Origin of the sequence: Bradyrhizobium sp. SHOUNA76 (assembly GCF_023006445.1) — a bacterium.
Classification (GTDB): Bacteria; Pseudomonadota; Alphaproteobacteria; order Rhizobiales; family Xanthobacteraceae; genus Bradyrhizobium.
Genome location: NZ_JALBHA010000156.1, coordinates 1 through 11969, shown reverse-complemented (window position 1 = coordinate 11969; position 11969 = coordinate 1). Strand labels below are relative to the sequence as shown.

The window sequence follows — 11969 nt, the reverse complement described above, 5'->3', positions numbered from 1 at the left end:
CAGCGTCGGCGCCGGCAACAGCCGCGCGTCGAGTTCGCCCGCGACCCGCACCGGCACCCCGATGATCTTGCCAGCCTCCGCCTCGAACTGGGGCCTGAACTGGTTCCAGTCGACGTAGTAAGGCCCGATCAGCGCGGCCAGCAGCGCAATGATGAAGGCAATCGCCAATCCGAGCAGCGTCGTCTGCACGGGTCTCCCCTCGGCCAAACCGGCAACCGGACCAAACCCTGGCCTTAGTGGACTTCAGGCGTGCCGGAACAGCCCCTTATATAGGGGGAAGTGTGGCGAAGTCACAGCGACTGTTGCGCGCGGAGGTTAACGCTGGGACGCCTTTACCAACTCGCCGGCAGCCTCTTGAGGCCGCGCAGCACGAAGGTCGGCCGCCATTCCGGGTTTTCGAGGTCGTCGATGCGCAGGTCGGGCAACCGCCGCAGCAGCGTGGCAATGGCGATCTCGGCCTCGATGCGCGCCAATTGGGCGCCCAGGCAGAAATGGATGCCGCCGCCGAACGACAGCGGCTTCACGTTCTGGCGGGTGACGTCAAGCCGGTCCGGCCGATCAGGATAGACCGCCGGATCGCGGTTGGCCGAGCCGAGCAGGCACAGCACGGTCTCGCCCTTGGGGATCCTCTTGCCGCCGAGATCGTCGATATCCTCCAGCGCGACGCGTCCGGTCATCTGCACCGAGGAATCGTAGCGCAGGAATTCCTCGATCGCGCCCTCCATCAGCTCCGGCCGCGCCTTGAGCAGCGCAAGCTGGTCCGGATTGCGGTGAAGCGCCAGAAGGCCGTTGCCGATCAGGTTGACGGTGGTCTCGTGGCCGGCGCCGAACAGCAGGATGATGTTGGCGGTCAGCTCCTCGTTGGTGAGCTTGTTGCCGTCCTCCTCGGCCTGCACGAGCTGGGTGGTGAGATCGTCCCCGGGGTTCTTGCGCCGCAGCTCGAACAGCTGCTGGAAATACATCTGCGCCATCAGGTTGCCCTGGTTGCCCTTCTTGATCTCCTCGGCAGACAAGGGCACGGGGTCGAGCAGCCGCCCGCCGTCGCGCGAGCTCTTGTAGAAGACCTCGCGATGATCCTCGGGGATGCCGAGCATCTCGCAGATGATGGTGACGGGCAGGCGGAAGGCGAAATCCTCGATCAGGTCCATGTGGCCGCGGTCGATCACCGCATCGATGGCCTGGTCGACGATCTCCTGGATGCGCGGCCGCATGTCCTCGACACGGCGGGCGGTGAAGGCCTTCACCACGAGGCCGCGCAGGCGGGTGTGGTCGGGCGGATCGGCCTGCAGCATCCAGTGGCTCATGCTGCGGAACACCGGCTCGTCCATGATCTTTTCGCTATAGCGGCGCTTGGAGCGCTCGACGAAATCCTTGCCGAAGCGCTTGTCGCGCATCACGAGGGTAACATCGGCATGGCGGCTGGCAACGAACTGGCCGAACGGCGTCACATGGACCGGATCGATCGTGCGCAGCCGCTCATATTGAGGATAGGGATCGCGGATGAAGTCCGGCGAGAGCGGGTTGAACAGCGGTACGCCGCCGGCGCCTTGCACGTGCTCGTTCATGGTGACCTCAAATCGGTTGCCGCATGACACGAATACTCCGATCGCAGCCCCACTGCCCGGCGTAACCATCCCTCAATTTATCAACTCGATACATTATTGTATCGAGTTGCATCCTGCCCTAACCTCGTCCGATGTCAAGGGCGAGAACCAGGCCGACCAGGGACGACACGCGCGACAAGCTGTTCGAGGCGGCCGCGCGCGTGTTCGAGGAGGACGGCATCGGCGGCGCCAGCATCGAGGCGATCGCGGCGGCGGCAGGCTTCACCCGCGGCGCGTTCTATTCGAACTTTAGGAGCAAGGACGAGCTGATCATCGCCATGCTCGAGGACCATGTCGAGCAGTCGATCCGTCGCAACCTCGAGATCCTCGCCGAGCACGACAATCTCGATGATTTCATCGCGGCGCTGAAGACGATGGACCGCAGCCGGCAGGACCCGCTCGGCCGCTCGCCGCTCCTGCACATGGAGATGATCCTGTTCGTCGCGCGCGCCGAGAAGCGCCGACCCGAACTTGCAAAGCGCCTGCGCGCGCGGCGCAAGCTGGTGGCCGACATCGTCGAGGCGACCTTGAAGAGCAACGGCAAGAACGACAAGCTGAACCCGCCATGGATGGCCTCAATCGTGCTCGCGCTCGAAGACGGCTTTCGCCTGCACCGGCTGATCGATCCGGAGACGACGCCGGCCGACAGTTTCCTGCGCGCGATCACGGATTTGCGGCGCAGGACGGGATTGGCGTCGGACCGGGGACAATCCTGATGCATCGTCAAGCTTGCTCCACGCTCGAACGCAGACGTTCAAACGGTCCGGTCAAGCGTTGGCTACACCGCGCGCCGACATCAGATCACCCGAAGCGAGACGATTGATTCACGCATCGGCGCTGCCTTTGGAGCGCTGCATTGCCTGCCCGGTGTCGGCTCGGCGCTACTTCTTCTTCGCAGGCCCGAAATCCGGCTGCCAGGCTGCTTCCTTGCGGCTCGGGGCCGCGGCAATCACCTTGGCTTTGTCTTTTTCGGCTTCTTGGCTTCGCGATTGCCGCGTTGCTGGCCCTTCGCCATGTCGCTCTCCTCTGTAGGTTCGAGTTGGTCGAATTCATCGGCTGGAGCACTCGTCCGCGCGGGGTGCAGACCCTGACGTCCATGCAGCCTTCGCGCAGCAGCTTTCGAGCGAGGCGCAGTGCGATCGTGGCGGTGCCGCGGCCAAGATTAGAAATGCCGTATTCGTTGGTCCCGCTGACCGGAATACGGCACGCGTGCCGGCTTAACCATTCAGGATGGCACCAACGCTAGGCCCATGCCGAACCAATATCGAGCAATTAAATCCCTCGCAGGCAACTATTGCGCCGCGACATCGTTGTTCGCCGACGCGGTGACAATAGTGCTGGCTATGGCCGTGCCAAAGGCGCATGGTTTGGAGTGCTGGCACCGGTTGGGGCTTCACTTGCGAAAGGCAGGCTGCATGACCATCCGCTCGCGGCGAGAAACCGTCACCTTCAGGCATCCGTTCCGTGTCCGCGGCATCGACCGCGTCTTGCCGGCCGGCGCCTACGAGGTCGTCACCGACGAGGAGACGAATCGAAGGCCTGACCTTCGCCGCCTATCGCCGCATTGCCACGATGATCACCGTGCCCGCCGAAGGTGCGGGCGGCACCATGGAAATGCTGTCGATTGGCTCAGTGGATCTGGCGAATGCACAAGCCGCAGACGCGAGCATCGCCAATGACTGACCAGCCGGTGGATCTCGACAAGCACCGCGGCATGGCGGCGCAAAAGGCGACCGACCTGCGCCGCGCGCTTGCCGACGTCGAAGCCCAGGTCAGAGAACTGCGCCAGCGCGAGGCCGATCTCGAGCATCGCATGATGACGGTGCCTGCCGCGTCCTGGGCGGAGGCCGCGGTGAAGGCGCGTCATTTGCTCAACCTCTATGCCGCGGCCCTGCCCGCCGAGGACACGCGGCACCGCGCGCTCGTGTCAGCGCTGTTCGACGATTTTGCCCGGCTGTCGGAGGAGAGCTGAGGTGAACGACTGCCGCCTGCGTTCTCAACACGTGCCACTGCGCGACGGGAAAGCAGGCGGCCGGTCGCCGGCGGTGATTTGAGGGCGGGATCGTGCCTGGCAATCACGTAACGGAGCAAGCCATGACATTGACCAGCGGCCGCTTCATCAGCCACGAATACGACCGGATGATCGTCCGGTTCTCGATGCATGACGGAACCAGGGAGGTTGCTTGCGCGATCTCGACCTCCGCGATGGATTATCTCGAGCGCGGCTCGCAAGTCAGGCCCGAGCAGCGGGAAGCCCAGTTCACTCGCCTGCGGGATCGCATCGAAGCGCGCGCGGCGAGCAAATATCGCGCGACGGAGTTCGAAGGCACGCCGCCGGGCATCGTGCTACGCGGCATCGATTTCAGGCCATAGGGGACAGCAGCACCGCGACGGCCGGATGCATGGCAGAAGGACCTGATATCGTCGCGGTCCCATGATCGCAGCCAGTCCCAACGTTTTCTCTACTCCGTCCGTGCTTTGATCTCCGGCAAGGGCGCTTTGCGTTCAAAGGGCTTCTTTTTCGGCGGCGCGGGCAGCAATCCCTCTCTGATCGCCTGCTTCCTGGCAAGCTTGCGGGCGCGACGAACAGCTTCGGATTTCTCGCGGGTCTTTCGCTCCGACGGCTTTTCATAGGAACGCCGTTGTTTCATTTCCCGGAAGACGCCCTCGCGCTGCATCTTCTTCTTGAGGACGCGGAGTGCCTGCTCAACATTGTTGTCTCTGACGAGTACGTGCAATTGATCCTCCGAGCTGGGGGCTGCGAATGCGACACGTCCTGCAGGCAGCCAATTGCGCAGGAACTTCATTGCGATGTTTGAGGAGTAGCGGCGACACACGTCGCGGCTTCGGGCGAACTGATCCGCTTGTCACAGCGATGCAGCTTGGCGGCGTCAACGTGACCACCGTCGTGCAGCGCTGTCAATCGCTAACGTCCTGCTTGCAGGTCGATGGGCACAAAGCGCCTCGATCGGAGCAGAAGAACTGCCTCGCAGAAGAGAAACTGGCTCAGCTCCTTGCAAAATCGTAGAACTTATATATATTGATCTCGTTCGATTTGCCGCTGTGCCTTGTTGAATGCGCCCGCGGGCTCCTTTTCCAGAGACATCGACGAAGTTGAAGATAACCGCGTGATTGTCACGCGGGACGCGCTTGCGCGCTTTGGAGAAGAAGATGACGACAGGTACTGTGAAGTGGTTCAATGGCCAAAAGGGCTTCGGTTTCATTCAACCGGACGACGGCGGCAACGATGTGTTCGTTCACATCAGCGCTGTTGAAAGGGCCGGCCTTGCCGGTCTCGCAGAGGGCCAGAAGGTCAATTTCGAAAGCAAGACCGACAAGATGCGAGGCAAAGTCAGCGCCGAGAACCTCTCGCTGGCTTGATATCGTGGCGCCGTTTCACGGATGTACTGAAACGGTCGCTCTGCCCGCTCAATCCCAGGATTGAGCGGGTTTAGTCGTTTTCGGAGCCGGGGGAACGATGAGCACCAAGAAACTGGCAGGGCCGTCACCCGAAAGCGTCGCGCGGTCCGATCGCCGGCGCCTCGCCGCTGAAGATGGAGCGCAGGCATTGGCCGATGCCGAAAGGCAGGCCGTCGAGGTTCGAAAGAATATGGCGCGGCTCCGAGCGGCGCGCGAGGCCAAGGAAGCGGCTGACGAAGCTGTTCGGCTCGCTTTGCCGGCGCCGACGCTCAAGAAGCGTTCACGGAAGCCGGCGCGATAGCGTCTTCAGACCGCCGCCGAAATTTGGGGGGGGGCCGATCACATGCCTGAGAGCGCAGATCGTGCCGAGAATTAAACCAGACCACGGAACCATCACCTTCTTTCTCGCGTCCGGTGCAGATCGGCAGATGTGCCGGCTTGCCACGACATTCAACACGCAGAAACAGGCCTTCAGCTATTTACAGAAGCATCGAACGGAGTTCGAGCGTATGGCGCGGGCGCGCCTTGCTTCAGGGGAGCTCGAAGATGGGATTGTCGTGCTTTCGATGCTCTAGCCGGAGCGAAGACGTGAGCATCTTTCGGCGATCTCAATTGACCGACTGAACCCTTTCGCAGACGAATATCGCTCTCGACCCCGAGCCGCTCGCATCCCGAACATCGATGGCCAGACCGTCGCTGCTGGTGAACGGCTCGAGCTGCTGGCAACATCGGCGAGAGACAGCGCCGCCTCGATCTCCGTAGCCCGCCGGCTAGTTAAATCCAGACCTCTGGTGATGGGGGTTGGCGGCGGAGTGAGGGTGAGCGACGTTTGATGGAATTGGTTCCCGCCAAAGCGGCCTCCCGCTCCATCGCGGAACGGCTGGTTTATCGACTACAGCCCGAGAACCGACTTGACCGATCCAGCTTCGCTGAAGGACCAGTCAATCGGCTTGTTCTCCGTCAGGAAGACGATTGAATTGGCCGGATCAAAGCCGATCTCGGCCAGTCGACTGCGAACATCCTCGTACAAAGCTTCCTTTTGCACGTCGGAGCGGCCCGCAAGCAACGTGATTTCAATGATGATGGTCGAGCTCGGATCGCGTCGTCCCAAGAACGTCGGATGACAGATCATCTCCCCTGGGGGATACCGCGAGATCAAGCAAAAGTCGTCGTCCGGGTTGACGCCGCAGGTGGCCACGAGACTTGCATGGAGGCACGCATTGATGGCCTGGCATGTCTCAGTTGCCAATGCCTGCGGGACGTGAAGTCGGTTGAACGGCATCTGTCTTGTTCAGCCCAATACGCATCATTCGATGCGCGGAGATATCCGATCGCTGGTTCCAGAGCAACACATCCCCAAGGCCTAAGCCGTTCGCTTCACGGCGTCGCACCCCGCCGCCGCAACATCAAGCCGCCCCAGCATCGCCCTCGCCTGCTCGGCGCAGTGCTCGATCAGCCAGCGCTCGAAGGCGACGGGGGGAAGCGCGGGGGCGTAGAGGAAGCCTTGCACGACGTCGCAGCCGAGTTCGGCCAGCGTCTTGCGCTGGCCCTCGGTCTCGACGCCCTCGCCGACGACGGTCATGCCGAGGCCCTGGCCGACGCGCACCACGGCGGTGGCGATCGCAAGCGCGCCCGCGTCTTTCTCGATGTCGCGCATGAAACTGCGGTCGATCTTCAACTCGCGGATCGGCAGATGCGCGAGCCGGCTGAGGCTCGAATAGCCGGTGCCGAAATCGTCCACGGAGAGGCCGACGCCGAGCTCCCGGATCGCGTTCATCGTCTCCAGCGCCGCGACGCTGTCCTGCATGAACACGCCCTCGGTGATCTCCAGCATCAAAGCGTCCGCCGACAGATCGCATTCGGCGAGGATGTCCCTGAGCCGTGCGGCCAGGGTGACGTTACGGAAATTGATCGGCGACAGGTTCACCGAGACGCAGGGAATGTTGAGTCCGGCGCGGCGCCAGCTCGCCATCTGGCGGCAGGCCTCGCGCACCGACCACAGGCCGATCTGCTCGATCAGACCGCACTCCTCGGCAAGCGGGATGAACTTTGCCGGCGAGACGTCGCCGAGCACGGCATCACGCCAGCGCGACAGCGCCTCGACACCGTGGATGGCGCCGTCACAGCTGCGGATCTGCGGCTGGTAACTCAGGCTCAGCGCGCCTTCCGCGATGGCGCGGCGCAGCGCTGCGATCAGCGCCAGCCGCTGCTCGGTGAGCCCATTCATCTCCGCGCTGAAAATGCGATGGGTCGAGCGTCCGGCCTGCTTGGCCATGTACATGGCGGCGTCGGCCTGCTGCATCAACGTGTCGATGTCGGTGGCATGGTCGGGATACAGGCTGATGCCGATGCTGACCGACATCGGCATCAGCTTCGATCCGAGCTTCAAGGGTGCGGTCAGCGCTTCGGTGATTCCTGCCGCGACGCGCTTGGCGCTCTCGGCGTTGCGTTGCGGCAGCAGAATGACAAACTCGTCGCCGCCGAGCCGTCCCAGCATATCTTCAGGGCCAATCCGCTCGCGCAGGCGTTGCGCGAGCTGGATCAGGAGTTCGTCGCCGGCAGCGTGCCCCAACGTGTCGTTGACGTCCTTGAAATGATCGACGTCGAGGAAGGCCAGCGCCACATGGCTGCCGGTCGGGCAGGCATCGATCGCGGTGGTGATGAGGTGCCGCAATTGCGCGCGGTTCGGCAGGCCGGTGAGGATGTCGTGATAGGCGAGCCGCGCGATCTCGGCGCGCGCTTCCTTGCGCTCGATCGCGAAGGCGCCGAGATTGACGCAGGCCTCGACGATGCGCCGGTGCCAGTTGCTCGGCGCACGGGGCTCCCGGTAGTAGAAAGCGAACGTCGCGATGACCCGGCCGTCCTTGGCCTTGACCGGGGTCGACCAGCAAGCCCGCAGGCCGATCGACAGCGGCATGGCCTTGTAAGGCTGCCAGCGGGGATCGGTATCAAGATCGGTTGCCAGCACCGGCTCACCATAGAAGGCGGCGGTGCCGCAGGAGCCGACATTGGGGCCAATCGCAACACCGTCCAATGCGCGCGAATAGTCCTCAGGCAGGCTGGGACCGCCGAGCGGGTGGATCAGGCCCGCGGCATCGACGTGAAGCAGCGAACAGACCACGTCGGGCGCGATCTCCTCGACACGGCCACAGAGCCGGTCGGCGATCTCGCCGATCGGCACCTCGTCGGCGAGTGCGCTCATGATGAGCTGCTGGAGCGAGCGCAGCTGCTTGGTCTCGGTGATGTCGTCCAGCAGCGCGAAGATGTGCTTGACCCGGCCCTTCCTGTCGCGGAAGGCATCGATCCGGGCGCTGACCCAGATCTCCTCGCCGTCCTTGGTATAGATCAGGACCTCGGCTTCACCGCCCGGACCGCCCTTGACGAGACGCCGTCCGATCGTCGTCAGCGCTTTGCGGTTGGTGTGACGGCCGGCTAGCAGATCAGTCGCCCCCCGCCCCTCAGCTTCCGCGGCGGAATAGCCGAACAGCGAGGTAAACGCTGCATTGGTGTAGCGGATGTCGAGCTCGGTGTCGGTGATGAGCACGGCGCGGTTGGTCTGATCCGAGACGGCGTCGAGCAGCGCGATCCGCGCGCGGCGTTCCGCTTCGGTGGTAACGTCGCGCGCGAACACGACGCGATGGGTCACGCCGCCGCTTGCGAAGGACGAAAGCGAGACGGCCGCCCGGATCCGGCTGCCGTCGGGCCGTGTGAGGCTGATCTCGTCGCGGCACTCTGCGATCGAATCGTCCTGAAGACACTTCAAGGCGAGAATGTCGACACCGCGGCCGAGCACGTCGGTGCGCGCAAGCTTCCAGATCCGCTCGGCACCGGCGTTGAAATGCGTGACGCGCCGCGCGCTGTCGACAATGACAATGGCGTCGTCGACGCGTTCCAGCGCGGCCAACAGCACGTCCGGCATTTCCGTCACAAGGCAATCGGAGGTAGACATCATTTGGACCGAGGAGCATCGGGAAGAAACGGCAGTCGACCCGAGGCTAACGCTCCGATGGTGTCCAAGACGTTTTTGCAATCCCCGTCCGCCCTTGCCAAGCCGCGACATGCTTAACCTTCGGCGAAAGAAGCGCAGGTAATGCGGTGTGTCGGGAACTCACTCCGCGGTTCGGCCCTGGAGCTCGTGCAGCCGGCCGGCCACGGCCCGCACCTTGCGCGGCGCAGCCTGCCAGATCGAGAGCGCCGACAATCCGCTCACGACCATCGCGATGCCGAAGGCGAGCGTATAGTCGCCGGCGCGATCGTAGAGGAAGCCGGTCATCCAGGGACCAGCGGCACCGCCCGCCAGCGCCGCCAGCATGATCGTTCCGAAAATGCTGCCCTGGTGCCTGCCCTGGAAAATCTCGAACACCACCGCGCCCATGATCGAGGTGAGGCCGTAGCCGAGCGCGCCTTGCGCGAACACCATCACATAGACCAGCCACAGCGACGGCTGGAACTTCAGTGCCATCAGCGCCGCAAAGCAGATCGCAAAGCCCGCGCAGCTGATCGCCCACACCCATTCCCGCCCGATCCGGTCGGAGACGTGGCCGAGCAGGATCTGGCCGGGAATGCCGAGCAGGCTGACGATGCCGAGCGCCCACACCGCGACGCCGGAGCTGAAGCCGATGTCGAGCAGGAATTTGGTCTGGTGCACCTGCACCGCGTACCAGATGTACAGACCGCAGAAATAGCCGAGCGCGATCCACCAGAATCGTGCGGTCGCGACGGCGCGCTTCAGGGTCCATTCGGTATTGACCCAGACGGGATCGACGACGTTGGAGACGGGCTTTGCCGCTCCCTCAATCGGCGCGGCATCACCGTCCGGCTGCAGGCCGATATCCTCGGGACGCTTGTGCAGCAACAAATTGATCGGCGCCAGCACGATCAGGACGAGCAGCCCCATCGCGGTGCAGGCCGTACGCCAGCCGGTCTGCTCGATCATGTGCTGCACCCAGGGCAGCAGCGTCACCGATCCGATGCCGACGCCGGCAAAGGCGATGCCGATGGCGAAGCCGCGCTTGCGGAGGAACCAGTTCGGCAGGAACAGCGACTGGCCGGAATAGCCGAGACACACCGAGCCGGCGCCGACCATGACGCCGATGGTGACATAGAGATGCCAGGGCGTGCTGGTGAGAGGGGCAAGCAGCAACCCGCCGCCCATCAGCACGACACCGAGCTCCATCACAGCGCGCGGGCCGGCGCGATCCATCAGGCGTCCGATCAGGGGACTGACCACACCCGACACCACGAAGCCGAAGGAGAAGGCGCCGGCGGTGACGCCACGCTCCCAGCCGAATTCGGAGATAATGGGAGGAAAGAACAGTGAAAAGGCGGTACGCGCGTTGACGCCGATGGCCATGGTGACGAAGGTCACGACGACCACGACCCAGCCGTAGAAGAACGGAAGCCGCATGTTTGTGCTTATTTCATCCCTAGACGGTCCTTCCGACCATCTGAGGGTGTCCGGGTCAAGCGCTTTTCGCGCATGCCACTTGAGCGGTAGGCCCGCATATGATGTCAGGGTCTGAGCGCCGAGGCTTCCGCAGCGTCATGCCCGGGCGTAGCCGTCCAAAGGACGGCGTCGCTTGCGTTCGCCTATGTCCCGGCCATCCACGCCATACTACCCGTCACAAAGAACGTGGATGCCCGGGACAAGCCAGGACAAGCCCGGTCATGACGATCTCTTTCAACGAACACGAAGGGGGCGCGCTCAGGCGGCGTCGCGCCGTGAGGGTTTGACGGGCGCATCGAACAGGATCCGCTCGATCGGCTGCGGGCGGCCGAACAGATAACCTTGCGCGAAATTGACGCCGAGCGCCTTCAGCCGGTCGAACGCCTCGCGGGTTTCGACGCCCTCCGCGGTGACCGACATGTCCAGCCCCCGCGCCAGCGTCACGATCGCGGAGATGATGGCGGAGCTGCGCGGCTGATGTGTGAGGTTGCGGATGAACGACTTGTCGATCTTGATCTTGTCGAACGGGAACGCCGTCAAATAGCTGAGCGAGGAATAGCCGGTACCGAAATCGTCGAGCGCGAGTTCAATGCCGAGCTGCTTCAACCGCTGCATGAAGGCGTGGTTCTCGCTGCCGCGCTCCAGCAGCACGGATTCTGTGATCTCGATCTCCAACCGCTGGGGCGGCAGACCGGAATCGGCGAGCGCCGCACAGATCATTTCGAACAGCTCGGCTTCCTTGAACTGGATCGGCGACAGGTTGACGGCGACCGCGAGACCGGAGGGCCAGCCGGCCGCGTCCGCGCAGGCGCGCCGCAGCACGAACTCCCCGAGCGGCACGATCAGCCCGGTCTCCTCCGCAAGCGAAATGAACTGGTCCGGCGGAATCAGGCCGCGTGTCGGATGCCGCCAGCGCACCAGCGCCTCGAAGCCGCGCCGCTCGCCGCTGAGGGCGTCGACGAACGGCTGGTAATGCACCTCCAGCTGGCAGCGCGCGATGGCGTCGCGCAGATCCCCCTCAAGCGTGTTGCGGGCCTCCAGCTCGGCCGACATCGCCTCGTCGTAGATGGTGAAGCAGTTGCGGCCCGCCGATTTCGAACGATAGAGCGCAAGGTCCGCCTTCTTCAGGAGCTGCTCCTGGTCGCGGCCGTGATCCGGCGCGACGGCGATGCCGATGCTGGTGCCGATCTCGACGCGGTGACCGGGCAGGAGGAACGGTTCGGTCAAAAGCTTGGCGATCCGCGCCGCCAGCTCGGTCGAGCAGGCGCGCTGGTCCTGGCACCGCTCCTGGATGATGGCGAATTCGTCGCCGCCGAGCCGTGCCAGCACGTCGTTGGCGCGCACGGCCGATTTCAGCCGCTGCGCCACCTGGCGCAGCAGCGTATCGCCGGCGCCGTGACCGAGGGAGTCGTTGACGTTCTTGAAGCGATCGAGGTCGAGCATCAGGATCGAGAAGGTCGGCCCGCCGTCCTCCAGCCGGCCATTGAGCTCGTCGAGCC

Annotated in this window: 12 protein-coding genes and 1 pseudogene; 6 read left to right on the top strand and 7 right to left on the bottom strand. The window is 63.9% G+C overall.

Annotated elements, in window-relative coordinates; genetic code table 11:
• Positions 1-189 (bottom strand): AsmA family protein (locus tag MOV74_RS17935; RefSeq protein ID WP_246925078.1); only part of this gene is annotated, 189 nt, incomplete at its 3' end.
• A 143-nt stretch (positions 190-332) separates the two neighbouring features.
• Positions 333-1565, bottom strand: coding sequence for a cytochrome P450 (locus MOV74_RS17930; RefSeq protein WP_246925075.1), 1233 nt, complete (start codon positions 1563-1565; stop codon positions 333-335).
• A gap of 131 nt (positions 1566-1696) precedes the next feature.
• On the opposite strand from MOV74_RS17930, the gene MOV74_RS17925 reads away from it, so the two are divergent.
• The 4 genes and pseudogenes from MOV74_RS17925 to MOV74_RS17910 all read left to right on the top strand — a co-directional run bounded on the left by MOV74_RS17925 (position 1697) and on the right by MOV74_RS17910 (position 3977).
• Positions 1697-2320: a TetR/AcrR family transcriptional regulator gene (locus MOV74_RS17925; RefSeq protein WP_246925071.1), complete on the top strand. Its 624-nt coding sequence runs from the start codon at positions 1697-1699 to the stop codon at positions 2318-2320.
• 699 nt (positions 2321-3019) lie between these two features.
• Positions 3020-3287: pseudogene (locus tag MOV74_RS17920) on the top strand (hypothetical protein).
• A complete protein-coding gene (locus tag MOV74_RS17915; RefSeq protein ID WP_246925069.1) occupies positions 3280-3576 on the top strand; it encodes a hypothetical protein in 297 nt (98 codons plus the stop codon). Before MOV74_RS17920 ends, MOV74_RS17915 begins: the two are co-directional and overlap by 8 nt.
• A gap of 122 nt (positions 3577-3698) precedes the next feature.
• Complete coding sequence (locus MOV74_RS17910; RefSeq protein ID WP_246925066.1) at positions 3699-3977, top strand: DUF1488 domain-containing protein; 279 nt, start codon at positions 3699-3701, stop codon at positions 3975-3977.
• 89 nt (positions 3978-4066) lie between these two features.
• Here MOV74_RS17910 and rpsU read toward each other — a convergent pair whose 3' ends face one another.
• The gene (gene rpsU / locus MOV74_RS17905) at positions 4067-4342 is read right to left on the bottom strand and encodes a 30S ribosomal protein S21 (protein ID WP_246925081.1); all 276 of its coding nucleotides are present in this window, start codon (positions 4340-4342) and stop codon (positions 4067-4069) included.
• Positions 4343-4775: 433 nt separating this feature from the next.
• Between rpsU and MOV74_RS17900 the strand changes: the two genes are divergently transcribed.
• A complete protein-coding gene (locus tag MOV74_RS17900; RefSeq protein WP_246925063.1) occupies positions 4776-4985 on the top strand; it encodes a cold-shock protein in 210 nt (69 codons plus the stop codon).
• Positions 4986-5386: 401 nt separating this feature from the next.
• Complete coding sequence (locus MOV74_RS17890; RefSeq protein ID WP_246925056.1) at positions 5387-5599, top strand: hypothetical protein; 213 nt, start codon at positions 5387-5389, stop codon at positions 5597-5599.
• Positions 5600-5916: 317 nt separating this feature from the next.
• Here MOV74_RS17890 and MOV74_RS17885 read toward each other — a convergent pair whose 3' ends face one another.
• The 4 genes from MOV74_RS17885 to MOV74_RS17870 form a co-directional block, all read right to left on the bottom strand.
• Positions 5917-6306 carry a tautomerase family protein gene (locus MOV74_RS17885; protein ID WP_246925054.1) on the bottom strand — a complete coding sequence of 130 codons (390 nt, stop codon included), beginning with the start codon at positions 6304-6306 and terminating at the stop codon, positions 5917-5919.
• Positions 6307-6387: 81 nt separating this feature from the next.
• Positions 6388-8973, bottom strand: a complete 2586-nt coding sequence (locus MOV74_RS17880) for an EAL domain-containing protein (RefSeq protein WP_246925051.1) — start codon at positions 8971-8973, stop codon at positions 6388-6390.
• 159 nt (positions 8974-9132) lie between these two features.
• Positions 9133-10431, bottom strand: a complete 1299-nt coding sequence (locus MOV74_RS17875; RefSeq protein ID WP_246925048.1) for an MFS transporter — start codon at positions 10429-10431, stop codon at positions 9133-9135.
• 297 nt (positions 10432-10728) lie between these two features.
• A partial coding sequence (locus MOV74_RS17870) for a bifunctional diguanylate cyclase/phosphodiesterase (RefSeq protein ID WP_246925045.1) occupies positions 10729-11969 on the bottom strand: 1241 nt, incomplete at its 5' end.

Coding starts and splice junctions, on each gene's coding strand:
- MOV74_RS17930 (WP_246925075.1), bottom strand. CDS start 1,565: ATGAACGAGCACGTGCAAGGCGCCGGCGGCGTACCGCTGTTCAACCCG.
- MOV74_RS17925 (WP_246925071.1), top strand. CDS start 1,697: ATGTCAAGGGCGAGAACCAGGCCGACCAGGGACGACACGCGCGACAAG.
- MOV74_RS17915 (WP_246925069.1), top strand. CDS start 3,280: ATGACTGACCAGCCGGTGGATCTCGACAAGCACCGCGGCATGGCGGCG.
- MOV74_RS17910 (WP_246925066.1), top strand. CDS start 3,699: ATGACATTGACCAGCGGCCGCTTCATCAGCCACGAATACGACCGGATG.
- MOV74_RS17900 (WP_246925063.1), top strand. CDS start 4,776: ATGACGACAGGTACTGTGAAGTGGTTCAATGGCCAAAAGGGCTTCGGT.
- MOV74_RS17885 (WP_246925054.1), bottom strand. CDS start 6,306: ATGCCGTTCAACCGACTTCACGTCCCGCAGGCATTGGCAACTGAGACA.
- MOV74_RS17880 (WP_246925051.1), bottom strand. CDS start 8,973: ATGTCTACCTCCGATTGCCTTGTGACGGAAATGCCGGACGTGCTGTTG.
- MOV74_RS17875 (WP_246925048.1), bottom strand. CDS start 10,431: ATGCGGCTTCCGTTCTTCTACGGCTGGGTCGTGGTCGTCGTGACCTTC.